Annotated in this window: 18 protein-coding genes; 11 read left to right on the top strand and 7 right to left on the bottom strand. The window is 72.7% G+C overall.

The window, feature by feature from the left end:
* The first annotated feature begins 36 nt into the window (after window positions 1–36).
* Together lanKC and OG429_RS07185 are read left to right on the top strand one after the other, a co-directional pair.
* Complete coding sequence (lanKC, locus tag OG429_RS07180; RefSeq protein WP_328924455.1) at window positions 37–2,736, top strand: class III lanthionine synthetase LanKC; 2,700 nt, start codon at window positions 37–39, stop codon at window positions 2,734–2,736.
* Window positions 2,733–4,262 carry an ABC transporter ATP-binding protein gene (locus OG429_RS07185; protein ID WP_328924456.1) on the top strand — a complete coding sequence of 510 codons (1,530 nt, stop codon included), beginning with the start codon at window positions 2,733–2,735 and terminating at the stop codon, window positions 4,260–4,262. Before lanKC ends, OG429_RS07185 begins: the two co-directional genes overlap by 4 nt.
* Here the strand turns inward: OG429_RS07185 and OG429_RS07190 are convergent.
* The 4 genes from OG429_RS07190 to OG429_RS07205 form a co-directional block, all read right to left on the bottom strand.
* Window positions 4,259–7,195, bottom strand: a complete 2,937-nt coding sequence (locus OG429_RS07190) for a helix-turn-helix transcriptional regulator (protein ID WP_328924457.1) — start codon at window positions 7,193–7,195, stop codon at window positions 4,259–4,261. The two genes, OG429_RS07185 and OG429_RS07190, sit on opposite strands and share 4 nt — an antisense overlap.
* Window positions 7,196–7,306: 111 nt before the next feature.
* A complete protein-coding gene (locus OG429_RS07195) occupies window positions 7,307–7,981 on the bottom strand; it encodes a response regulator transcription factor (protein WP_328924458.1) in 675 nt (224 codons plus the stop codon).
* The gene (locus OG429_RS07200) at window positions 7,969–9,096 is read right to left on the bottom strand and encodes a sensor histidine kinase (RefSeq protein WP_328924459.1); all 1,128 of its coding nucleotides are present in this window, start codon (window positions 9,094–9,096) and stop codon (window positions 7,969–7,971) included. The genes OG429_RS07195 and OG429_RS07200 overlap by 13 nt, the downstream gene beginning before the upstream one ends.
* Window positions 9,097–9,311: 215 nt before the next feature.
* Window positions 9,312–10,256 carry a nucleoside hydrolase gene (locus OG429_RS07205; protein WP_328924460.1) on the bottom strand — a complete coding sequence of 315 codons (945 nt, stop codon included), beginning with the start codon at window positions 10,254–10,256 and terminating at the stop codon, window positions 9,312–9,314.
* Between the two features lie 166 nt (window positions 10,257–10,422).
* Here OG429_RS07205 and OG429_RS07210 point away from each other — a divergent pair, with 166 nt between their 5' ends.
* The 3 genes from OG429_RS07210 to OG429_RS07220 are packed head-to-tail and all read left to right on the top strand — an operon-like array spanning window position 10,423 to window position 15,168.
* Window positions 10,423–11,775: a hypothetical protein gene (locus OG429_RS07210; RefSeq protein WP_328924461.1), complete on the top strand. Its 1,353-nt coding sequence runs from the start codon at window positions 10,423–10,425 to the stop codon at window positions 11,773–11,775.
* Window positions 11,776–11,829: 54 nt separating this feature from the next.
* Window positions 11,830–14,439, top strand: a complete 2,610-nt coding sequence (locus OG429_RS07215; RefSeq protein ID WP_328924462.1) for a tetratricopeptide repeat protein — start codon at window positions 11,830–11,832, stop codon at window positions 14,437–14,439.
* 48 nt (window positions 14,440–14,487) lie between these two features.
* A complete protein-coding gene (locus tag OG429_RS07220) occupies window positions 14,488–15,168 on the top strand; it encodes a M15 family metallopeptidase (protein WP_328924463.1) in 681 nt (226 codons plus the stop codon).
* Here the strand turns inward: OG429_RS07220 and OG429_RS07225 are convergent.
* A complete protein-coding gene (locus OG429_RS07225) occupies window positions 15,143–16,237 on the bottom strand; it encodes an aminotransferase class I/II-fold pyridoxal phosphate-dependent enzyme (RefSeq protein ID WP_328924464.1) in 1,095 nt (364 codons plus the stop codon). The genes OG429_RS07220 and OG429_RS07225 overlap by 26 nt on opposite strands.
* A 20-nt stretch (window positions 16,238–16,257) precedes the next feature.
* Here OG429_RS07225 and OG429_RS07230 point away from each other — a divergent pair, with 20 nt between their 5' ends.
* The 5 genes from OG429_RS07230 to OG429_RS07250 all read left to right on the top strand — a co-directional run bounded on the left by OG429_RS07230 (window position 16,258) and on the right by OG429_RS07250 (window position 18,980).
* A complete protein-coding gene (locus OG429_RS07230; protein ID WP_328924465.1) occupies window positions 16,258–16,521 on the top strand; it encodes a LysR substrate-binding domain-containing protein in 264 nt (87 codons plus the stop codon).
* A 70-nt stretch (window positions 16,522–16,591) separates the two neighbouring features.
* Window positions 16,592–17,521, top strand: coding sequence for a Gfo/Idh/MocA family protein (locus OG429_RS07235; RefSeq protein WP_328924466.1), 930 nt, complete (start codon window positions 16,592–16,594; stop codon window positions 17,519–17,521).
* Window positions 17,482–17,847 (top strand): hypothetical protein, encoded by a 366-nt coding sequence (locus OG429_RS07240; protein ID WP_328924467.1) that lies wholly within the window; start codon window positions 17,482–17,484, stop codon window positions 17,845–17,847. Before OG429_RS07235 ends, OG429_RS07240 begins: the two co-directional genes overlap by 40 nt.
* A 70-nt stretch (window positions 17,848–17,917) precedes the next feature.
* Window positions 17,918–18,460 carry a hypothetical protein gene (locus OG429_RS07245; protein ID WP_328924468.1) on the top strand — a complete coding sequence of 181 codons (543 nt, stop codon included), beginning with the start codon at window positions 17,918–17,920 and terminating at the stop codon, window positions 18,458–18,460.
* A 1-nt stretch (window position 18,461) separates the two neighbouring features.
* Entirely contained in the window at window positions 18,462–18,980 is a 519-nt protein-coding gene (locus OG429_RS07250) for a hypothetical protein (RefSeq protein ID WP_328924469.1), read from the top strand.
* Window positions 18,981–19,051: 71 nt separating this feature from the next.
* On the opposite strand, the gene OG429_RS07255 is transcribed toward OG429_RS07250, so the two are convergent.
* Together OG429_RS07255 and OG429_RS07260 are read right to left on the bottom strand one after the other, a co-directional pair.
* Window positions 19,052–20,452 (bottom strand): NADP-dependent succinic semialdehyde dehydrogenase, encoded by a 1,401-nt coding sequence (locus OG429_RS07255; protein WP_328924470.1) that lies wholly within the window; start codon window positions 20,450–20,452, stop codon window positions 19,052–19,054.
* Window positions 20,453–20,550: 98 nt separating this feature from the next.
* Window positions 20,551–20,790 (bottom strand): hypothetical protein, encoded by a 240-nt coding sequence (locus OG429_RS07260; RefSeq protein WP_328924471.1) that lies wholly within the window; start codon window positions 20,788–20,790, stop codon window positions 20,551–20,553.
* A 167-nt stretch (window positions 20,791–20,957) separates the two neighbouring features.
* Here OG429_RS07260 and OG429_RS07265 point away from each other — a divergent pair, with 167 nt between their 5' ends.
* Window positions 20,958–23,021 carry a galactose-binding domain-containing protein gene (locus tag OG429_RS07265; RefSeq protein WP_328924472.1) on the top strand — a complete coding sequence of 688 codons (2,064 nt, stop codon included), beginning with the start codon at window positions 20,958–20,960 and terminating at the stop codon, window positions 23,019–23,021.
* Window positions 23,022–23,037: the final 16 nt, after the last annotated feature.

A 23,037-nucleotide genomic window follows, 5' to 3' on the forward strand; every position in this document is an offset into this window, starting at 1 on the left:
CCGCCCGCGGCACCCCGTACGAACACAGAGGCCGAGATGCGCAACGAACGATGGGTCTACCGATTCCTCTTCGCGTGGAACGACACGCTGTTCTTCGACCCGCTCGACGTCTCCTACGAGCCGAGGGCCGACCACTTCCTCGCCGGACTCGACGAGCAGGTGCGGGCGCGATTCGTCCGCAGCGGCATCTGGTGGAGCCATCGGCACAACCCGGACCTGCCGACCCAGGGCTGGAAGATCCACGTATCGGCGAGTCAGCGCAACGTGCACGAGGTCGCCGCCTCGGTGATCGGGCACCTCGTGCCGCGCGGTATCGACTTCAAGATCGCTCTCGACCTCAACGTCTTCGAGATGCTCAACTCCAAGGCCATGTCCCGGGGCAGTGGCGGCAAGCTCGTCACCGTCTACCCGCGTGACGACGACGAGTTCCGGTCGTGCCTGGCCGACCTGGCCCGTGTCCTGGAGGGCGCCGAGGGCGCCTACGTCCTGTCGGACCTGCGGTACCGCGACAACAAGGCGCTCTACTTCCGGTACGGCCAGTTCCTCGCCACCCACACCGTCGACGTCCTCGGCCGGCAGGTGCCGCACATCCTGGGACCGGACGGAACCGTCCCCGACGACCGGCGCCCCGGGTACGCCCAACCGTGGTGGGTTCCCTGGCCGTTCACCGACTGGAAGCCCGCCGACGACGAGGACGAGGACGACGGCCTGCTCGGCGGTCGGTTCCGGGTGACCGGTGCGCTCCAGTTCTCCAACAGCGGCGGGGTGTACAAGGCCGAGGACACGGCGGACGACGACCGGCCGGTGGTGCTCAAGGAGGCCCGTCCGCACACCAACATCAACCCGCGCCAGGACCACGACGCCGTGAACATCCTCGCCCGGGAGTGGATGTTCCTGAACCGGCTGGCCGGCGTCGGCTCGTATCCGGCTCCGATCGCCACGTTCTCGCACTGGGAGCACCACTACATAGCCGAGGAGTTCATCGACGGCTCCGACATCCGCTCGGTCCTGCTCGAACGCAACCCGCTCGCGCGGCCCGGGACCGACATCGAGCAGTCCCGGGAGTTCCTGAAGATCTTCATCGCCGTCTTCCGCGGACTGGCGCGTGCGATCCGGGCCGCCCACGAGCGCCAGGTGATCCTCGGTGACTTCACCCCCGCGAACCTGCTCATCGACCCCGACACCTACGCGGTGACCATCGTCGACCTGGAGGCGTGCCGGCTGGCCGAGGCCGGGGACGGCGACGGCGAGGCGCCGCTGGAGAAGCCGGTCGAGCTCTTCACCCCGGGTTTCAGCCTGTCCCGCAGCCGCTTCAAGGCGTTCGGAACGGAAGGCGACCTGTACGGCCTGGCGAACACCATGGCGTACTTCATCTTCCCGATCGCCGCGATGTCCTACCTGCGCGAGGACGTCCTCGACACCTACCGGATCTTCATCGACGACCTGGGCTGGCCGGAGCGGATCCACCGGTTGCTCACCGATCTGGCCCGGGCCCGGATCACCCTCGACGAGGTGCTCGAAGCCCTGGACGACGAGGCGGAGCTGCTCGGGCAGGTGGCGGCGCCGCCGCCGCGACCGGTCGTGGAGGAGCGGCTCGGGCTGGCGGAGGCCGAGGCCGGGGTGGCCGCGTTCGTCGACGCCGTCGCCGACACCGGCCGGGACACGCTCTTCCCCGTGGACCCCTTCGCGCACGTCACCAACCCGCTGAGCCTCGGATTCGGGGCGAGCGGCGTCCTGTGGTCGCTGAACGCCTCCGGTGTTCCGATCCGGCCCGAATGGCGGAGCTGGCTGCGCGAGAAGCTGGCCGGCATCGACGTGGCGGGGTACCCGGACGGCCTCATGAGCGGCCTGGCCGGCATCGCCTGGGCGGCCGACTCGCTCGGGCTGCGCACCGAGGCCAGGGAACTGCTGGCACACGCCAACCGGCGCGCGCCCGAGACCGGTGACCACACCTTCTACTACGGCCTCGCCGGGCTGGGGATGACCAATCTGCGCTTCTTCCTGCGCAGCCACGACCCGCGCGATCTCGCCGCCGCGTGGGACTGCGCGCGTACGCTGTGCGACTCCGCGCAGCGTGACGGCGGGAGGGCCTACTGGCTGAACGGATTCTCGACCGCGGAGCCGCTGACGGGCCTCGGCTTCGGACAGGCCGGTGTGGCGATGTTCCTGTTGCGGGCGCACCAGGTCACGGGGGAGGAAGGCTTCCTGCGGGTCGGGCGGGAGGCGCTCGCCTGGGAGATGGCCCATGCCAAGCCACTGGACGCCGCCGTCGAGGGCAGCCCGGTCATGTTCGAGCACGAAGGGACCATGGAGCCGTACATCGAGGTGGGGTCCGCCGGTGTGGTGCAGGTGCTGCTGCGCTACGGCGACATCGACTCCGCGCGAACGGTCCTGCGCGGGCTGGACGTCGGACACTCGGTGCTGCCGGGGTACGCCTTCGGCATGAGCGGGGTCGCCGACGCGCTGCTGGACGCGGCCCGGTTCACCGGCGACCGTTCGTACCGTGACACCGCGCTGCGCCAGCTCGACTTCGTCCGGAAGGTGTTCCTGTTCGAACCCGCCGAGCACTTCGCGGTGCCGCGCCGTGACGGGCAGAGCCTGCTGGGCGTCCCCGGCGAGGGGCTGCTGCGCTGCTCCACCGACTACCTGACCGGCTCCGCGGGCGTGCTGCGGGTACTCCACCGCGTGAACCACGGGGGCCCGGCCGACTTCCTGCTGGACGAGGCGACGCGGTGAACCAGCTGTGGCACACCCTGCGGGGTCACCGGGCCCAGTTCGCCGTGATCGTGGCCGCCGAGGCGACCATGGGCGGGCTCGAGGCCCTGCTGCACCCGCTGCTGCTCAAGGCGCTGTTCGACCAGGCGATCCTGACCGCGGACTTCCGCAGGTTCCTCGTCCTCGGCGGCTGCTACCTGCTGCTCGGCCTGACCCTCAACCTCGCAGGCTACTGGGTGTCCTGGTGGCGCAAGCGGTACGAGAACGCGTTCACGCTGGTGCTGGAGACGGAGCTGTTGGGCCGCACGCTCGGCCTCGACGGCCGAAAGGTGTCGGAGGCCGGAAACGCCTCCTATGTCAGCCGCATCCACAACGACGTCTCCGAGGGCGTCCTGCCTGCCGTGGACGTCTGCATCCGCATCGCCCGGCAGACGGTCGCCTCGGTCGTCTTCCTCGGCGTGCTGCTGTACCTGTCCTGGCAGGCCAGCCTCATCCTGCTGGTCATCGTGCCGCCGCTGGTGCTCGTGAGCAACCGGCTGGCCAAGCGGATCGAGGACAACACCGAGTCCGAACGCGAGGCGGAAGCGCGGTACATCAACAAGCTGACCCGGACGCTGGAGTCCTTCCACGCGCTGCGCGGTCTGCCGTCGCTGCGGCCCGGCACCCGCGCGGCGAACCGGGACGCGCTGCGCGGTTTCCTCGGCATCACCTTCGTCAACTACCGGCTGTCGCAGAAGCAGCGGACGCTCAGCGACCTGGTCATGAACCTGTCGGACACGGCGTCGATGGTCATCGGAGCCTTCTTCGTCTTCTCGGGCAGGATGTCCTTCGGCAGCTTCCTCGCGTTCGTGAACTCGCTGTGGCGGGCCGTCACCGGGATCTTCGACCTCGTCAACATGATTCCGCAGGTCCGCCGGAGCTCGGCCGTCCTCAAGCGGATCGAGACCCTGCGCGGCTCGCGGCAGACGCCGTACCACGACGAAGGATCCGTGGTGCGGGTCCGCGGGGCCCGGGTCGCGTACGGGGACGGCGCCGAGGTGTCGATCGACGATTTCGAGCTGAGCGCCGGCGAGCACGTGCTGCTCCGCGGTCCCAACGGCTGCGGAAAGACCACGCTCCTGCACATCATCTCCGGGACGCTCGCGCCCGACACCGGTGCGGTGGTCCTGCCGCCCCGGGTGGCGAGCCTGACCACTCCGGTGAACCTGCCCCCGCTGCCGGTGCGCGAACTGGTCGCCGACGAGCGGCTGCGCACCTCGATGGGCCTGGACTCCCTGGCCGACCAGCTGCCCTCGGAGCTGTCGTCCGGCCAGCGCCAGCGGGTCGGGGTCGCGGCGCTCCTGAGCGAGGACGCGGACGTGTACCTCGCCGACGAACCGTTCTCGAACCTCGACGAGAAGGGCAGGGACCTGGTGCTCAGCAGCCTGCGGGAGCGGACCGGGGGAAAGGCACTCCTCGTCGTGCACCACGGCGACGAGGAACTCGACGGCCTCTTCGACCGGGTGGCGACCCTGGCGGGGACGCCCGCGCTCTCCGACCGGTCCTAGGCCGGGCGCATGACCAGGTCGCGGGCGGCGGAGGCGAAGGCCGTCCGGTTGGGATGGCCGGTCTTCTGGAGGAGGCTCGCCACGTGCTTCTCGACCGTGCGCGGTGAAATGTGCAATCGGCCGGCGATGTCCTTGTTGCCGATCCGCTCGGCGAGCAGCCGGGCCACCTCGAACTCGCGGACGGTGATGCCGCACCGGCGCAGGTCCGGCGGCACCTGCTCGGTGCCCGTGCGCCGCTGCCGGACCGGCGCGCCCATCCCGCGGAGCAGCGCCCGGCAGGCGCCGACGACCGCCTGGAGGCCGGCGCCGTGGAAGTACTCCTCCGCCTCGCGCAACCAGTCCACCGGCGCGCCCCAGCCGTCCTCGTACGCCGACCGCGCGACCAGGCGCAGACACAGATGGCGCGCCATGGGGTAGAGCCCGGCCGCCTCCAGCGCCGCGCTCGCGGCGGCCGTCGCCTCGCCGGAGCGGCCCTCGCGGCCCAGCAGTACGGCGTGGGCCAGGCCGACGAACTGGCGGTTCCAACGGGTGGCGGCGACGTCGGCCTCCGCGACGCCCGCGTAGTGCCGCCGCCCCATGCGACCTGCCAGCACGCCCAGCAACAGGATGACCCCGTGCTTGCCGAACTCGCCGGTCGCCGGATTCTCCGCGTCGTACGCGAGGGCCTGCGCGAACTCCTGCTCGGCGGCGTCGGGTCTCTCCTCCAGCAGCGAACAGAACGCCCGCGCCAGCCCGTACGACATGGACCGCAGGCCCGGTGCGGCGTCGATGAGCGGGGCCAGCCGGTCCAGCGCCTCCTGCATCTCGGCGCGCCGGCCCTGGTGCGCCCAGCGCACCGCGTCGGCCAGCCGCAGCGCGGACAGGGCCCGGCCCAGTCTCAGCCGGGTCGCCTCGGCCACGCCCTCGCGGATCCGGTCCCCGGCCGCCTCGAACTCGCACCGCTGGATCTGGTCCAGCGCGAGGACGGAGCCGGTCTCCTGCGCCAGGGGCGGTACGCCCATCCGCAGGGCCTCCTGGCGGGCCTGCTCGATCCGGTCGGGCCGGCCGCCCTGCCGCGCCGCGATCCTGGCCAGGTACGTCTCGGCGGACACCCGCAGTACGGGGAGTCGGCGCGCGTGGGCGATCGCGCAGGCACGCGTGACGTGTGCCGTCGCGGTCGCCTCGTCCCGTTCCCAGGCCAGCTCCCCGAGCACCAGCAGGGCTCTGCAGGCCACGGCCGGCAGACCTGCGCGCTCGGCCGCGTCCGCCGCCCGGCGGGCGAACCCGGCCGCGGTGGACAGCCGGTCGGGCGCGAACCGGCTCAGCTCCACGTGCGCGGCGGCCAGGTCCACGAGGGCGGCGTGGGCGGGGGCCGGGTGGCCGCCGAGCAGCCAGCGGGCGATGTCGACGTGCCGGTGGGCCTCGGCCGGCCGGCCCATCAGGGTGGCGACGTCGGCCAGTCGTGCGTGGAGCCCGGCCCGGCGCTGGGCCGGTACGCCGTGGTCGCCGCCCAGGGCTTCGAGGCCGACGGCCAGCGCGGGTACCAGGTCGAACCGGGCCGAGCAGGTCACGGCCTCCAGCAGCTGCTCCAGCACCGTGGCGTGCAGTTCGGGTGCGGTACCGGGCTCGACGAGACGGTGTGCCCGGGTCAGCAGCGCCACCGCGCGTTCCACCGTGCCGTCGGTCATCGCCCGTCCCGCCGCCTCGCAGTACAGGCGGATGGCCTCGGGTGTGTCGCCCGCGTGCCCGTACAGCCCGGCGGCGTGCGCGCACCACGCTCCGGGCAGCCCCGGGTGCAGGTCGCCCAGGGCGCGCGCCGCCCTCGTCGCGTACCCGGCGCGCTCACCCGGTCCGAGGTCGTCCAGCAGGGCCTGCGCCGCCAGCCGGTACCGGAACGCGTACCACTGCGCGCTCGACCCGTCCGGCACGATCAGGTACGACGCGACCCCCGCGCGCAGGATCGCGGACAGGTCCTGGTGGTCACAGCCGAGCGCGTGCTGCAGCACCGGCAGCGGGAAGCGCTGTCCGAACAGGGCCGCCATGCCCAGGAATTCCCTGCCGGACGGGCCGAGCTGCTCGGCCCGTCGTCTGACGCTGTCCGCGACGGCGGAAGGGACGGACGGCGTCCGGCCGCCGCGGACGAGGTCCAGGGCGAGCTCCTTGACCACGAACGGGATTCCGGCGCTGCCGCTCAGCACGCGGTGGACGAGCTCGGGGCCGACCTCGGCCGGGGTGAGTCCCAGCTCGGCCGCGACCATGTCGTGCACGCCGGAGTGGTCGAGGGGACGCAGGTCGAGGATCGCCGCCGCCCCGCGCTGGCGGGCCCGCGTGGCCAGCTGGGTCGCCACGCACGATTCACGCCCCGCGGTGAGCAGGAGCACGACGGGCAGTTGTCCGATGTTGTCCAGCAGGTACTCGACGACCGCGAGAGTCCCGGCGTCGGCGTCGTGCAGGTCGTCGAGGACGAGCAGACAGCCCCGCCGGCGTCCGACGACGCCGACCAGGCGCAGCACCGCTTCGGCGACGATGAGGTGTGACGCGGCCGCTCCAGGGTCCCCGGTGTCGGTCAACAGGTGCGCGACGACCGGCCCGTACCGGCCCAGTTCGTCCGGCTCCGGCAGCAGCCCGGCGCGGGCCAGCGAGAGCAGCGCTTCGACCAGCGGGCGGTACGGGACGGGCGAGCCCACTGTGCTCGCCCGCCCCAGAGCCGTGACGATGTCCGCCCGGGCAGCGTCGACGACGGCCTCGGCGGCGAGCCGGGTCTTGCCGACCCCCGGCTCGCCTGTGACGAAGACGGCTCCGCCCCGCCCCGACCGGGCGGCGGCCAGCGTCGCCGCCACCTGCCCCATCTCGGCTTCTCGGCCGATGAGTTCCCCCCGCCTCGGATGGCGGCCGTCGGGGCCCGTCGCGGTGCGGAACGCGTCGTCCGTCAAGGTCGGCCAGAAGTCGGTCACCGGCTCATCCCCCTACCCCCGGCGGGCCTTCCTCGGCGCCGCCGGGAACGACGATACGAGGGGGGCGGCCCTTGCCTGTAGCCGTCCGTTTGGGGGGCTTGCGCCGGGTGGTCAGCTCCCGTCGAGGCTGTCCTCGCGCACCCGGCGGGCCAGGTCGAGCTTCGTGTACGCGGGACGGCCCGCCTGCTGGTACTTGGCCTTGACCCGGTCCAGGTAGTCCTTGGCCGTGTAGACCGTGATGCCCGCGCGCCGGGCGGCGGACTTCAGGGTCAGTCCGGAGGCGTAGTCGAGCAGGATCTGCCGCTCCCGGGGCGAGAGCCGGGGACGGGCGGGACCGGTGTCGTAGGCGCAGGCGAAGGCGAGTTCCACGGAGTGGGCCCCGCGGCCCGCCGCCACGTCCTTGATCGCGGCGACCAGCGTCGGCAGGTCGTTGTCCTTGGTCAGGTAACCGTCTGCGCCGGCCCGGACCGATTCGATGATCCGCGAGCGGTCCGGGATGGTGCTGATCATCAGGACCCGGCTTCCGGAACCCGACAGCCGCCGGATGTTGTCGGCGGGAGCGGAGCCGTCCCGCAGTGCGAGGTCAAGGAGGACCACGTCGGGCGGGACGTACGCCGACTCGCCCGGCCCGTACGGGTGTTCCGCTCGCGGTGGGCCGAGCAGCTCCCCGACGGTGGCGGCGGTCGCCACCAGTCGCAGCTCGGGGACCCCGCCCAGCCAGGCGCGCATGCCGTCAAGGAGCATCCGGTCGTCGTCGACCACCGCGACGGTGATCACCGGGGCCACCGCAGCTCCACCCGTACGCCCTCGCCGGGCGCGGTGTCCACGGTCGCCCGGCCGCCCACCTCGGCCATCCGGCCGCGGACCGAGCCGCGCAGCCCGAGGCCGGGCACGCACCGCTCGGGATCGAATCCGGGACCCCGGTCGACCACGGTGACGACCGCTCCCCCGCCGCCGTCGGTGTCCCCCGTGGCGGTGAGGTAGGCATGTCCGGTGCCCGCGTGCCGCCGTACGTTGTTGAGCGCCTCCCGCGCGGCGTCCGCGAACGCGGCGGCGACCTCGGGCGGCACCTTCGGCAGGTCGTGGTACTGGGCGGTGACCCGCAGCTGCAGGCCCTCCACCGAGCCGACCGCCTCCTCCAGGGCGGCACCGATCTCCCGGTGGTGGACCTCGTCGGCGGTCTGCTGGATGAGCCGTCGCAGGTACGCGGCCTCGCGGCCGCACCGTTCCCTCACCTCGGGGGCGTTGGCGTCGACCCCGCCGGCCGCGAGGGTGGTGAGCGTGGCGAGGACGGTGTCGTGCAGTGCGCGGTGGTGCTCCAGCCGCTCGGCGTAGCGCGCCTTGTGCGCCTCGGCGGCCAGCGCACGGGCGTTGGCGTCGTCGAGGAGGCGCCCTTGGCGGCGCAGGTACCACCAGAAGACCCAGACCAACACGGCCGACGACAGCAGCGAGTTGATGTGGCCGCCGACGATCGCGGGGTTCGCGCCCACCGCCCGGTAGCCGATGAAGTGGGTGATCACCAGGAGGGCGATCGCAGCGAGGGCCTGGGCCCGTTCGAGGGCGATGGCCGCGGCGGCGCTCGCCGATCCGCCGAGCAGCATCGCCCAGGCGATCAGGGCGGGCTCCCGTATGTTGCCCCACGCGATCAGGACGAACGGCACTACGCACCCGATGACCAGGACGTCCGCCCAGACGTGCCGGGGGTCGAACCAGCCGCGCCGCCGGGCCGTGCCGTAGCCCAGCAGGCTCAGGCCCAGCGCCGCCGCGAGCCCCGCGTACTGCAGGGGGAGGTCCCGGTGGCGCTGGGCCACCGCGAGGACGCCGACCGTCAGATGGCTCGCCCGGTAGAGCAGGGTGGCCACGATCATGAAGGAGCGGGCGCGCTGCAGCCCCGACCCCACTTCCGTCGTCCCCCGCAGTGCCCGTAATCGCCGTATCGGTAAGGAGACCACCGACAAAACCACGCCTCTCCGAACCAGAGGCACCGCAGGATCCCAGACGTCATCCCGTGCGGAACGGGGGTTGGGGCCACGCTGCCCGCAATCGTCACTGACGTCACGTATTTTGCCCCTGCATGGTATGCCGAGAGCGGTATCCGGAAACCCACTCGTTCCGGTCAAGTCGTACGCGAGCCGAGCGTCGCCACCGCGGCGAGCAGCCGGTCCCAGAACAGGTCGGCGTCGACCGTCACCGCGACCTGCGCGTTGACCGGGAGGTCCGTGTACCGGTGCAGGTCGACGACCGTCGCTCCCCTCGTGTACTGCCCGTGCAGCTCCACGACCACGGCCGCCGGGGCGCAGCGCACGATGTCCGGATCGATGACGCGGGCGACCGCGACCGGGTCGTGCAGCGGCGGGCTCGCGAAGCCCCACAGCCGGCGGTAGGTGGAGGCGAAGAAGGTCATCAACTCGACGCAGATGCGCCCGAGATCCGTGCCGAGCCCTTCGAAGCGGGCCAGCACCTCGGGGGTGGCGAGCGCCTGGTGGGTCGCGTTGAGGCCGCACATGGTGATCGGCACACCGCTGCGGAAGACGATGTCCGCGGCCTCCGGATCGGTCTGGATGTTGAACTCGGCGGCCGGGGTCCGGTTCCCGCGGTCGGTGGAACCGCCCATGAGGACGATCTCGCGGATGTGCGGGACCACCTCGGGATAGCGGGTCAGCAGCAGGGCGATGTTGGTCAGGGGCGCGGTCGGTACGAGGGTGACGGGCTCCGGATGGGTGGTCAGGACGCGGTGCATGAGTTCCACCGCGTGCTCGGGGACCGCGTCCACGGTGGGTTCGGGGAACCCCGGCCCGTCCAGGCCCGATTCGCCGTGGACGTCGTCCGCGACCACCAGCGGCTGGAGCAGCGGGCGGTCGCAGCCGGATGCGATGGGCACGCCGGTGACGCCGGCGACCGTGCAGACGCGGCGCGCGTTCAAGGTGGTCTTGGCGAGTGTCTGGTTGCCGGCGACCGTGGTGATCGCGAGCAGGTCGACGGCGGGGTCGCCCGCAGCCAGCATGATCGCGAGGGCGTCGTCGTGGCCGGGGTCGCAGTCGATGATGATCGGAACGGGCACGCTCACTCCTCGACATCTCGGGCATTCGAGCCACCAGTCTGCCTCTTCGGACGATCTTCGCGGGCGTTTTCGGATCCGGCTGCGTCGGGGTGGTGCCGCCTCGTAGCGTCGGGGCGGGAGGCGGCGGCGCCGAGGCGCCTCCCCCGACAGGACACGGAGGGCAAAGGTGACCGCTCCCGGCTTACCGGACGGTGAAGGCCAGGCCAGGATCGTGCAGAACGTGTACGCCTTCGGAGGGTTCGCCTACGGGGCGATCCACGCGGACGTGCACGTGTACGGCGACGGCCGGCCGGTGTACCTCCTGGCGGAGCACCGGCCGCCCGCCGGGGACCCCGACCCCGCGTGGGCCGGGCAGCCCAGTCGGCTGCTCAACGCGGGCAATGCTGTCGTGCCCTTCACCGGCCGCGAGGAGGAACTGAGCGAGCTGGAGGACTGGTGCGACGGCGGCGACGGCGGCCTCGCGGTCCGCTGGCTGCACGGTGCCGGCGGGCGGGGCAAGACCCGGCTGGCCGATGAGCTGGCCGCGACGTCCGCCCGGTACGGCTGGAAGACGATCGTCGCCCGGCACGGAGGCGCGGTGGTGCCGGAGTCCGGGGGCAGCATTGACGGCCGCGTCGGCGACCGCCGCGGGCTCCTGGTCCTGGTGGACTACGCCGACCGCTGGCCCCTGCGGGACCTGGCCTGGCTGTTCGCGAACAGCGTGCTCGGCGGCAGCCCCGGGCGGCGGACACCGGTGCGCGTGCTGATGCTGGCCCGCTCCGCTCACGCGTGGCCCGCGGTGAAATCCGTGATCGGCGACCGGGCCGCCACCTCGGACCAGGAGCTGGAGGCCCTGCCCGCAGACCCCGGCGGCCGGGAGGACGTGTTCGCCGCCGCCCGCACCAGGTTCGCCGAGCTGTACCGGCGGACCGACGCCGCCACGGCCCCCTCGTCCCTCCCTCTGGAACACCCCGCCTTCGGGCTCACCCTCACCGTGCACATGGCCGCCCTGGTCGCGGTCGACGCCCACGTCCACGGCCGCAGGCCTCCTCATGACACGGCCGGTCTGTCGGCCTATCTGCTGGAGCGGGAACACGAGCACTGGAGGCGGCTGTACGAGAACGGCGCGGCCGGGCTGGACTTCCGTACGTCACCGGACGACATGGCGAGCGTGTCGTTCGTCGCCGCCCTGACCGGGGCCTCGACCTGGGAGGACGGTGCGGCGGCGCTGGAACGGGCCGCCCTGGCCACCGCGCCCGAGGCCGTACGGTCCCTGCTGCGGGACCACGCGCGCTGCTACCCGCCCCTCGACCCGCAGACGGTGCTCGAACCGCTGTATCCCGACCGGCTGGCCGAGGACTTCCTGGCCTTGACCGTGCCGGGCCACGCGGTCACCGGCTACCGCGCGGACGCCTGGGCGACGGGGGTCCCGAAAGCGCTGCTGACCGCACCCGGCGGCGCCGCCCGCGCCCCTCGCGCCCTCACGTTGCTGGCTTCGGCGGCCGACCGGTGGCCGCACCTCGCCGAGAAGGTCCTGTAGCCCCTGCTGCGGGAGAGAGCGGACCTCGCCATCGACGCCGGCAGCGCCGCGCTGGTGGCCATCGCCGGTATACCGGGCGCGGACAGGGCGAGTCTCAGCGCCATCGAACACGCCGCGTTCGCCAAGGTGGGCGGGATGCCGCACGTCAACCTGGACACCGGCCTCGCCGCGATCGCCGTGCGCCTCGCCACCCTCACCGAGCCCGGCGCCACCGACGCCGAACGGGCCCGGCTGCACGCCCACCTCAACAGGAAGCTCCGCAACGCCGGGCAGCGGGCACAGGCCCTGGACCATGCCCAGCGGGCCGTGGACCTCTACGGCGAGCTGGCCCGGGCCGACCGGGGCGTCCACTCCCGCGAGCTGGCGGGGGCACTGTCCGCCCTTGCCATCGATCTGGCGCACGCCGGGCAGCGGGCAGAGGCCCTGGAGCGCTCCCAGCAGGCCGTCGACCTCTACGGCGAACTGGCCCGGGCGGACCCGGAAGCCCACCTGCCGCTGCTGTCGGAGGCGCTGGGCAACCATGCGAACCGGCTGGCCGACGCCAGGCGGCGGGCGGAGGCCCTGGAGGTCTCCGAACGCGCACTCGGCCTGATCGAGTCGCTGTTCGAGGCCGCCACGGACCCCGAGCGCTACCGGGGCTCCCTGGCGACGGCGCTGGACAACCACGCCAACCTGCTGTCCGAGGCCGGGCGGCACGAGGAGGCGCTGGACTGCTCCCGCCGTGCCGCGGACCACTACCGGATGCTGGGCGCGAGCGATCCCGCGGTCTCCTGGCCCCTGCTGGCCAGGTTGTCGCACAACGACTCGATCCGGCACGCGTCGGCCGGGGATCTGACGGCGGCCGTGGCCGACTCCGCACTCGCCGCCCAGAACCTCATCGAGCTGGCCGAGATCAATCCGAGCGCCCACCTGCCGGCGCTGGCCGGGGCGCTGACCGCCCACACCGGCCACCTGTGGAGGTTCGGGCTGCGCGAGGAGGCCCTGGTGTACTCCCAGCGCGCCGTCGATGCCTGGGACGAGCTGGCGGACGAGGACCGCCGCGCCCACCTGCCCGGCCTGGCGGCGGCCCTGCGCAACCACGCGGTGTACCTCGCCCAGCTCGGTCGGCAGGAACAGGCACTGGACCTCTCCCGGGGGGCCATCGGCCTGTGCGAGGAACTCGTCGAGGCCGACCGCGAAGCCCACCTCCCCGATCTGGCCCGTGGGTTGTGGGCGTTCGCACTCGCCAGGACCATTTTGGACACCGACCTCGACGACGCGCTCACGGCGGCCGCCCGGGCGGCGCGGATCTACCGGGATCTCGCCGAGCACGAACCGGACGAGTTCACCGAAGACCTGCTCGGCGGCTACGCCCTTTTCGCCGACCTGCTGGAGCGGCGCGGCCTTACCGGCGAAGCCAGTGAGTTCCGCCTCCGTACCGCCAAGCTGCGGGCGAAGGCGGCAGGCGCGGGCCCGGACGGGGCGGAGGAGCTCGAACGGGTCTTCCGGGCCGAGGCCGAGGCCGGCCACGTACCCGCGATGATCGACCTCGGCTACCTGCTGGCGAAGGCCGGCCGGACGGAGGAGGCCGAGCCGTGGTACCGGCGCGCCGCCGAAACCGGCCACCGCACGGCCATCGCCCTGCTGGCCGGGCTGCTGGGCATGACGGGGCGGAGCGCCGAGGCCGAACCGTGGCTGGAGCGGTCCGCCCGGGCCGGCGACGTCACGGCCATGGGCCTGCTCGGCGAGTGGTTGGCGAGGACCGGCCGGGGAGAGGAGGCCGAGCCGTGGCTGCGGCAGGCCGCGGACGCGGGTGGGACCGACGCGATGTGCGACCTCGGTGTCCTGCTGGAGTACACCCGGCGGACGGAGGAGGCCGAGCGGTACTACCGGAGCGCCGCCGAGGCGGGCCACCTCCGGGCAGCCCGTCTCCTGGGCGTCCTGCTGTACGAGGCCGGCCGGGCGGAGGAGGCAGAGCGGTTCCTGCGGCGCGCTGCCGAAGCCGGTGACGCGGCCTCGATGAGCAACCTCGGCACCCTGCTGTACGGATCAGGGCGGCTGCCGGAGGCCGAGCAGTGGTACCGGCGTGCCGTCGACGCCGGGTTCGACCGCGCCATGTACGACATCGCCGTCCTGTTGGAGAGGACCCGGCGGACGGACGAGGCCGAGCAGTGGTACCGGCGCGCCGCCGAAACCGGTCACGTGGCGGCCACCGCCGCCCTGGCCACCCGGCTGTGCGAGAGCGGCCGGCTGCAGGAGGCCGAGCCCTGGCTGCGGCGCGCGGCCGAGGCCGGGAACGGGGGCTCGATGATCAACCTGGGGCTCCTGCTGGACCGAACGGGCCGGTCCGGGGAGGCCGAATCGTGGCTGCGGCGCGCGGTCGAGGCCGGGGAGGTCCAGGCGTCGGGTCCGCTCGGCAGCTTGCTCTGCGAGGCCGGCCGGCTGCGGGACGCCGAGCCGTGGCTGAGGCGCGCGGGCGACGCGGGAGACGTCAACGCCATGATGAACATGGGCTTCGTACTGCTCCACACCGGCCGGCGGGCAGAGGCCGAGGAGTGGTACCGGCGCGCCGCGGCCGCGGGCGACAAGGACGCCGCCAAGGCGCTCCGCGGCCCGCTGTTCAAGGCCGGCCGGGCCACCGGGCCGGGGCCCCGGCGGCGTTGGGGCATCCGCCGACCCGACTGACCGCCGCACCCCCACCGGGCGCGCGCCGGGCGGTGAGACGATCGGGCCATGAACGAGATCATCCTGATGGCCGATCCCAAGGTGTCCGCGATAGCCGTCCACGAACGCGGCGAGCCGCTCGTCGACGTACGCGAAGCCGGGCTCCTGCTGGTCGACCCGCGCAAGGCCGACGGGGCGGGCTGCTACGCCTTACTGCGGGAAGGCGTACTCCAACGACTGCTGCACGCCCAGGAGTTGCTCCCCGACGGCCTGCGCCTGCTGTTCGTCGAGGGCTACCGGCCGCCGGCTCTCCAGCGCCGGTACTTCGACGAGTACCTCAGCGGGCTGCGTGCCGGACGCCCGGACTTCCCGGAGGCGGAGCTGTACGCCCTGGCGAGCCGCTACGTGTCCCCGCCGGAGATCGCCCCGCACAGCGCGGGAGCGGCGGTGGACCTGACCCTCGCCGAGGAGGACGGGACGGAACTCGACCTCGGCACCCGCGTGAACGCCGACCCGGAGGAGAGCGCGGGCGCCTGCTACACGGACGCGCCGCACATCGGCCCCGCCGCCCGCGCGAACCGGGAGATCCTCGGCGCCGCCCTCGCCGCCGTCGGCCTGGTCAACTACCCCACGGAGTGGTGGCATTGGTCCTACGGGGACCGCTACTGGGCCCTCGCCACCGGTTCACCCACCGCCCTCTACGGCCCGGCCTCCCCGCCGCCCCTCAGCCGACGACCCGCAGGCGCGTGACACCCGGGTCGGCGGCGCCGCGGAGGTGTCCGCCCGGCGCCGTCGCCGTGCGCTGGAGGAAGCGCACCGTCTCCGCGGTGACGGTCTCGCCCGGCAGCACGTTGGGGATGCCCGGCGGGTAGGCGGCCAGGGTGTCGGCGGAGACCAGGCCGACCGCCTCGGCCGTCGGCACCAGCCGGGTGGGACCCATGAACGCTTCCCGGGCGGTGAGGCGCGTGGGCCCGGGCGCCGGCAGGGAGAGCCGCAGCGGTTCGTCGCCGGCGCCGCCGCCGCCGAGCGGGGACGGCAGGCTGTGCAGCGCCTCGACGAACCGGTCCGCGTCGGGGAAGGAGCCCGCCCCGACCACGGCGACGACCGCCGAATCGGTGGCCACCTCGACCATGACCCGGTGCTCGCGCGACAGCCGGCGCCGGGCCTCGTGGCCCGGGATCCCGCCCGCGCGGGTGTCGATGGCGATCCGTAGCGGATCGGCCGCCGCGATGTCGGGGAACCGGTCGAACCCGTCGCTGACGACGCGGAACCGGCCCAGGGCGCGGATCATTCCGCGGATCTTGTCGGCCGCCTCGACGGAGGCCCCGACGGCGTCACGGCCGGACGCCAGCGTCATCCGCGCGAGGTCCAGGGAAGCCAGGAGCAGGGCGCTCGCGCTGGTGGACTGGACGAGGCGGTGGGCACGCTCCACGAGGGGTTCGAGCAACTCGGCGAAGGGGCCGTGCCCCAGGTGCAGCATCGCGGACTGGGTGAGGCTGCCGGCCAGCTTGTGCGTGCTGGAGGTCACCAGGTCCGCGCCCTGCGAGAGCGCGCCGCCCGGCAGGTCCGGGTGGAATCCGAAGTGCGCGCCCCAGGCCTCGTCCACGATCAGCGGAACGCCCGCGGCGTGCGCCACGTCGGCGAGGGCGCGGATGTCGGCGACGGCGCCGAAATAGCTCGGTGAGACGACGTACGCCGCGGCCGCGTCGGGGTACCGGGCGAGGGTGTCGGCCAGGTCCGCCGCCGTCACCCCGTGGGCGATGCCCTGCTCCGTGTCGACGGAGGGGTGGACGAAGGCCGCTTCCAGCCCGGACAGCACCAGGCCGTCGACCGGTGCACGTGCTGCGCAGCGACGACTACGCCGTGGTCCAGGGCTTCGTCGCCGCGGGCACCGGCGTGGCGCTGGTGCCCCGGCTCGCGCTCGGAGCGCCACGCAAGGACCTCGTCGTACGCCCGTTGGAGGGTCCGCCGCTGGCCCGGGAGATCAGCGTCGCCGTACTGCGCCCGACCGCGTCCCGCAGCGCCCACGATCTGGTCGCCGCCCTGACCAGCCAGGCCTCGCGCATCACGGCGCAGTGGGCCCGGTCGGTCTTGTCCGGGTGATCCGGCATCGCTAGCCTCGGCGCCGGAAAGCGCTTTCCGGGCGCTCCCCGAGGCAGGGAAAGCGGGACCGATGCCCTCTGGAATCACGCTTGCCGTCGTCGGTGCCGGGGAACGCGGGACCGGGCACGCCCGCTGGGCGCTGGCCCATCCGGAGCGGGCCACGGTCGTCGCGGTGGCCGAGCCGCGCAAGGCCCGGCGGGAGCGGTTCGCGGCCGACCACGCTCTGGGGGCCGGGACCGCGGTGGACGACTGGCGGGTGCTGGCGGCCCGTGGCCGCGTCGCGGACGCGGTGCTGATCTGCACGCTGGACCGTGAACACCTTGAGCCGGTCCTGGCGTTCGCCGCACTCGGCTACCACATCATGCTGGAGAAGCCGATGGCGCTGACGGAGGACGAGTGCCGGCGCATCGTGGCCGCGGTCGAGGCGGCCGGGGTGATCCTCTCCGTGGGCCACATCCTGCGCTACACCCCGTACACACGGGCCCTGAAGCACGTCCTCGACTCCGGCAGGATCGGCGACGTCGTGAGCGTCCAGCATCTGGAGCCGGTCGGCTTCTGGCACCAGGCCCACTCGTTCGTGCGCGGCAACTGGCGGCGCGAGGACCAGGCCTCCTCCATGCTGATGGCGAAGTCCTGCCACGACCTGGACTGGCTGCAGTACGTGCTGGGCCGGCCGCCGGTACGCGTCTCCAGCTTCGGGCGGCTTTCGCACTTCCGGCCCGGGAACAGGCCCGCCGGCGCCGCCGACCGCTGCCTGGACTGCGCGGTGGAGGACACCTGTCCCTACTCCGCCAAGCGCGACTACGGCGACCGGCTCGCCCAGGGCAGGCACGGCTGGCCGCTCAGTGTGCTGATCGACGACTTCACCCCCGGGCCCTGGAGACCGCGCTGCGGGAGGGCCCGTACGGCCGCTGCGTGTACGCGTGCGACAACGACGTGGTCGACCACCAGGTGGTGGCCATGGAGTTCGCCTCCGGGGCCACCGCCACCTTCACCATGACCGCGTTCACCGAGCAGGCGGACCGCCAGACCCGGATCTTCGGCACGCGCGGCGAACTGCGCGGGGACGGCAGGCGGTTGCGGGTCTACGATTTCCTGACCCGTACGGAGGAGGTCGTCGGCCTCGGCGCCGAGGGCCCGATGGACGCGGCGGGGGGCCACGGGGGCGGCGACGCCGGCCTGATGGACGCCTTCGTCGGGGCCGTGGCCACGGGGAACCCCGGCCTGGTGACGTCCGGCCCGCGCGCGTCGCTCACCAGTCACCTGACCGTGTTCGCCGCCGAACGCGCCCGACGCGACGGCACCGTCGAGGCCGTCCGGCCGTGAGTGTTTGCCGGGCGGCAGCGCGGGCAGCCGCGTGAACACACAGGGAAAGGCCCCGGAACGGAGGCCGGACATGTCGACAAACACCCTCATAGTGATCGTCGTGGCGGCGGTAGTGGTGCTCGCGCTCTGCCTGATGCTGTGGATGCTGGCGCGGCGACGGCACCTGCGCGGTCGATTCGGGCCCGAGTACGAGCGCACGGTCGAGGAGAAGGGCGGGAAGCTGGCCGCCGAGCGCGACCTGCGCGCCCGCGAGGACCGGCACGACCGGCTCGACCTCAAGGAACTGCCACCTGAACGCCGACGCCAGTACACCGAGGAGTGGAACGGCGTCCAGGAACACTTCGTGGACCGCCCGGAGGGTGCCGTCACCGAGGCCGACCAGCTGGTGACCCAGCTGATGCGCGAGCGCGGCTACCCCACCGACGGCTACAGCAGGCAGCTGCGCGACCTGTCGGTCGAGCACGGACGCACGCTGCAGCACTACCGCGCCGCCCACGACGTCCGGGAACGCAGCGGCGGCGGCGGACAGGCGACGACAGAGGAGCTCCGAGGGGCGATGGTGCACTACCGCGCCCTGTTCGAGGAGCTGCTCACCGATCAAAGGAGCCGGTGAGATGGAGACCCACGAGGAAAGGGAGGCCCCGGCCCGTGAGCCCGGCCTGACCACGGAAGACCTCGCCCACCCGGGCACGGCCGGCGAACGCCGCGCCTCACGCGACACCGCGGTCTACCCGGGAGAGGCCACCGCCACGGACGACGACGCGGCCGGAGACAGCCCGGTTGAAGCCGCCTCCGACGCCAACGCCGTCGGAGGCGGGACGGCGGAAGGCGAAGGCAAGGCTGAGGGCGAGGGCGAACGCGGCACCGAACCGCTCCTCGGCAGTGGGGAGGCGGAGGAGTACCGCGAGAAGTGGAGCGAGATCCAGGGCCGGTTCGTCGACGACCCGCAGGACGCGGTCAAGGCTGCGGACTCGCTGGTGGCAGAGGTCATGCAGAACCTGGCCGGTACCTTCGCCACGCACAAGCAGGGTCTGGAGAGCCAGTGGGACCGCGGTGAACAGGTAGCGACCGAGGACTTGCGGCTGGCGCTGCAGCACTACCGCTCGTTCTTCAACCGGCTGCTCAACACCTGAGCGGCGCGGACGGGCACTGCCGAGCCGGGCCCCGCCTCCGCTCGGCGGTGCCCGTCGCCCGGCGGTACGCCTCAGGCCGTGTCCGCCGCCTGCCAGATCGTGGTGATGTTGCAGAACTCCCGGATTCCGTGCCCGGACAGCTCGCGCCCGAATCCGGAGCGCTTGACCCCGCCGAAGGGAAGGGCCGGGTGCGAGGCGGTCATGCCGTTGACGAAGATGCCGCCCGCTTCGAGGTCTCGCGCGACGTGCGCGACGTCCTCCTCGCTGCGCGTCCAGACGTTCGAGCTGAGCCCGAAGGGGGTGTCGTTGGCCCGTTCGACGGCCTCCTCCAGGCTCCCGACCCGGTACAGGGTGGCGACGGGCCCGAACGCCTCCTCCTGGTCGATGCGCATGGCCGGGGTGACGTCCGCGAGGACCGTCGGCTCGTAGAACCAGCCGTTCGGGTGCCGGGGCGGGCGCCGCCCTCCGCACAGGACCGTGGCGCCGTGCCGTACGGCATCGTCCACCAGCTGCTCCAGGTCCTCCCGGCCCGATGCGGTGGCCAGCGGGCCGACGTCGGTGGACTCCTCCATCGGGTCGCCCATCGTGAGCGCCGCCATGCCGGCCGTGAAGCGCTCCGCGAACTCGTCGTGGACGTCGGTGTGGACGATGAAGCGCTTGGCGGCGATGCAGGACTGCCCGTTGTTCTGCACGCGGGCGGTCACGGCGGTACGGGCTGCCTTGTCGATGTCGGCCGAGGGCATCACGATGTACGGATCGCTGCCGCCGAGCTCCAGGACCGTCTTCTTGACCTCGTCCCCGGCGACGGACGCCACCGCGCGCCCGGCGGGCTCGCTGCCCGTCAGGGTGGCCGCGGCCACCCTCGGGTCGCGCAGTACGTCCTCCACGGCGGCCGAGCCGATGAGCAGGGTCTGGAAGCACCCGCGGGGGAACCCGGCCCGGTGGAAGAGTTCGCCCAGGTAGAGCGCGGTCTGGGGGACGTTCGAGGCGTGCTTGAGCAGGCCCACGTTGCCGGCCATGAGCGCCGGTGCGGCGAACCGTACGACCTGCCAGAGGGGGAAGTTCCACGGCATGACGGCGAGGATCACCCCGAGCGGCCGGTAGGTCACCCGGACGGCGGACGCGCCCGCGTCGCGCACGTCGACGGCGGCGGGGTGCTCGTCGGCGAGGAGGGACTCCGCGCGGCCGGCGTACCAGCGCATGGACTTGGCGCATTTGCTGGCCTCGGCCCGGGCCGCCGCCAGCGGCTTGCCCATTTCCGTGGTCATCGTCCGCGCGATGTCCTCCGTCTCCGCCTCCAGGAGCGCGGCCGCACGGGTCAGCAGCTCGCTCCGTTCTGCGAACGCGCTGCGGCGGTACGTGGACGCCGCCCGGGCGGCGTCCGCCAGGCAGCGCTCGATGCCCGCGGCGTCGAGTTCGTCGAAGGTGCGCAGCGTCTGGCCGGTCGTGGGGTTCACGGTGGCGATGGGCATGGTCGGACCTTCCTGCAGGGGGCCGCCTCCCATCGACCCTGCCCCGCGCGCCGGAGCCGCGCAACGCGAGCGGGTCCGCCGGGTTCCCGGGGCGGGGTCTAGGCCATCACGTCCTCGCAGGCGGCGCAGACCCGGTCCGCGTACTGCGCGGGGTACCAGGCGGCGCCGGGGTCCGCGGACGGCGTCCACGAGGCCGTTTCCATGGCGAACGTGTCCCTGCCGCAGAAGGTCCTCGGCCCGGGGACCGATGTGGTTCCCGGGGCGGCCGGCGCCGCATGCACGCGCAGGACGGACGCGTCCGCCTGGTCGACCTCGTACACGACCACATTCCCGCTCATACCTAGACGGTAGGCGGCTGGAGTGCGGCCCGCGCGTTCTGACGATTCATCAGGTCACTTGTCCCAGACTCTTGACTCTGCTGTGGGCAGTCGCGATTCTCGTCCCCACGCTTGCGCGGGCCATGACAAGTCACGCGCCGTTTCCACCGACCCCGAAGACGTGAGTGATGACCATGACTGCACAGTCGCACCACAGGCACAGGCCCCTAGCGGTGCTGTCGTTGCTCCTCGCCGTGGTGGCCATGGTGCTCGGCCCCGCGGCCAGCTCCTCGGCCGACCCGGGCTGGTGGAACCCGGTCGCACGCCCCGCGCCCGACTCCGGGATCAACGTGACGGGCGAACCCTTCCAGGGGACCGACGCACAGGGCCGGGTGCGCGGCTTCGTCGACGCGCACGACCACCTGATGTCCAACGAGGGCTTCGGCGGCCGGCTCATCTGCGGCAAGCCGTTCTCCGAACAGGGCATCACCGACGCGCTCAAGGACTGCCCCGAGCACTACCCCGACGGCACGCTCGCGATCTTCGACTTCATCACCAAGGGCGGCGACGGCAAGCACGACCCGAACGGCTGGCCGACCTTCAAGGACTGGCCCGCCCACGACTCGCTGACCCACCAGCAGAACTACTACGCCTGGGTCGAGCGGGCCTGGCGCGGCGGCCAGCGGGTGCTCGTCAACGACCTCGTCACCAACGGGGTGATCTGCTCGGTCTACTTCTTCAAGGACCGCGGCTGCGACGAGATGACCGCCATCCGCCTGGAGGCGCAGAAGTCGTACGACATGCAGGCCTACATCGACAAGATGTACGGCGGCCCGGGCAAGGGCTGGTTCCGGATCGTCACCGACTCCGCGCAGGCCCGCGAGGTCGTCAAGCAGGGCAAGCTGGCCGTCGTCCTCGGCGTCGAGACCTCCGAGCCGTTCGGCTGCAAGCAGATCCTGGACATCGCGCAGTGCAGCAAGGCCGACATCGACCGCGGCCTCGACGAGCTGTACAAGCTGGGCGTGCGCAGCATGTTCCTGTGCCACAAGTTCGACAACGCCCTGTGCGGGGTCCGCTTCGACCAGGGCGCCCTCGGTACGGCGATCAACGTGGGCCAGTTCCTGTCGACCGGCACCTTCTGGAAGACGGAGAAGTGCGCCGGCCCGCAGCACGACAACCCCATCGGCCTCGCGCCGGCCGCCTCGGCGGAGAAGCAGCTCCCGGCGGGCGTCGCGGTCCCCTCGTACGCGGCCGACGCGCAGTGCAACACCCGCGGTCTCACCGAGCTCGGCGACTACGCGGTGCGCGGCATGATGAAACGCAAGATGATGCTGGAGATCGACCACATGAGCGTCAAGGCCGCGGGCCAGGCCTTCGACATCCTGGAGTCCGAGTCGTACCCCGGCGTGATCTCCTCGCACAGCTGGATGGACATGGACTGGACCGAGCGGGTGTACCGCCTCGGCGGGTTCGTCGCCCAGTACATGGGCGGCGCGGAGGGATTCAGCGCGGAGGCCAAGCGGACCAACGCGCTGCGCGACAAGTACAACGTCGGCTACGGCTTCGGAACCGACATGAACGGCGTCGGCGGCTGGCCCGGCCCGCGCGGGGCCGACACCCCGAACCCGGTGCGCTACCCCTTCCGCAGCACCGACGGCGGCTCGGTCATCGACCGGCAGACGACCGGCGTGCGCACCTGGGACCTCAACACCGACGGCGCCGCGCACTACGGCCTGGTCCCCGACTGGATCGAGGACATCCGCAACGTCGGCGGCCAGGACGTCGTCGACGACCTGTTCAAGGGTGCCGAGTCCTACCTGACCACCTGGGGCTCGTCCGAGAAGCACAAGGCCGGGGTGAACCTCGCCGCCGGCTCCGCCACCTCGGCCTCGTCCGCCGAGTGGAACCCGTTCACCAGCTACGCACCCGGCCGGGCCGTGGACGGCAGCACGGGCACCCGCTGGGCCAGCGACTGGAGCGACGACCAGTGGCTCCAGGTCGACCTCGGGGCGGCGAGCCTGGTCAAGCGCGTCACCCTCGACTGGGAGCGCGCGTACGGGAAGTCGTACCGCATCGAGCTCTCGGCCGACGGCACGAACTGGCAGACCGCGTGGTCCACGACCACCGGTGACGGCGGCCTGGACACGGCGCTGTTCGCCGGCACCCCCGCCCGCTACGTACGGGTCCACGGGCTGGGGCGCGGCACCCAATGGGGCTACTCCCTGTACGAGGTCGGCGTGTACAGCAGCTGACCGCACGGAACCGGAA

This window comes from Streptomyces sp. NBC_00190 (assembly GCF_036203305.1).
Lineage (GTDB): Bacteria > Actinomycetota > Actinomycetes > Streptomycetales > Streptomycetaceae > Streptomyces.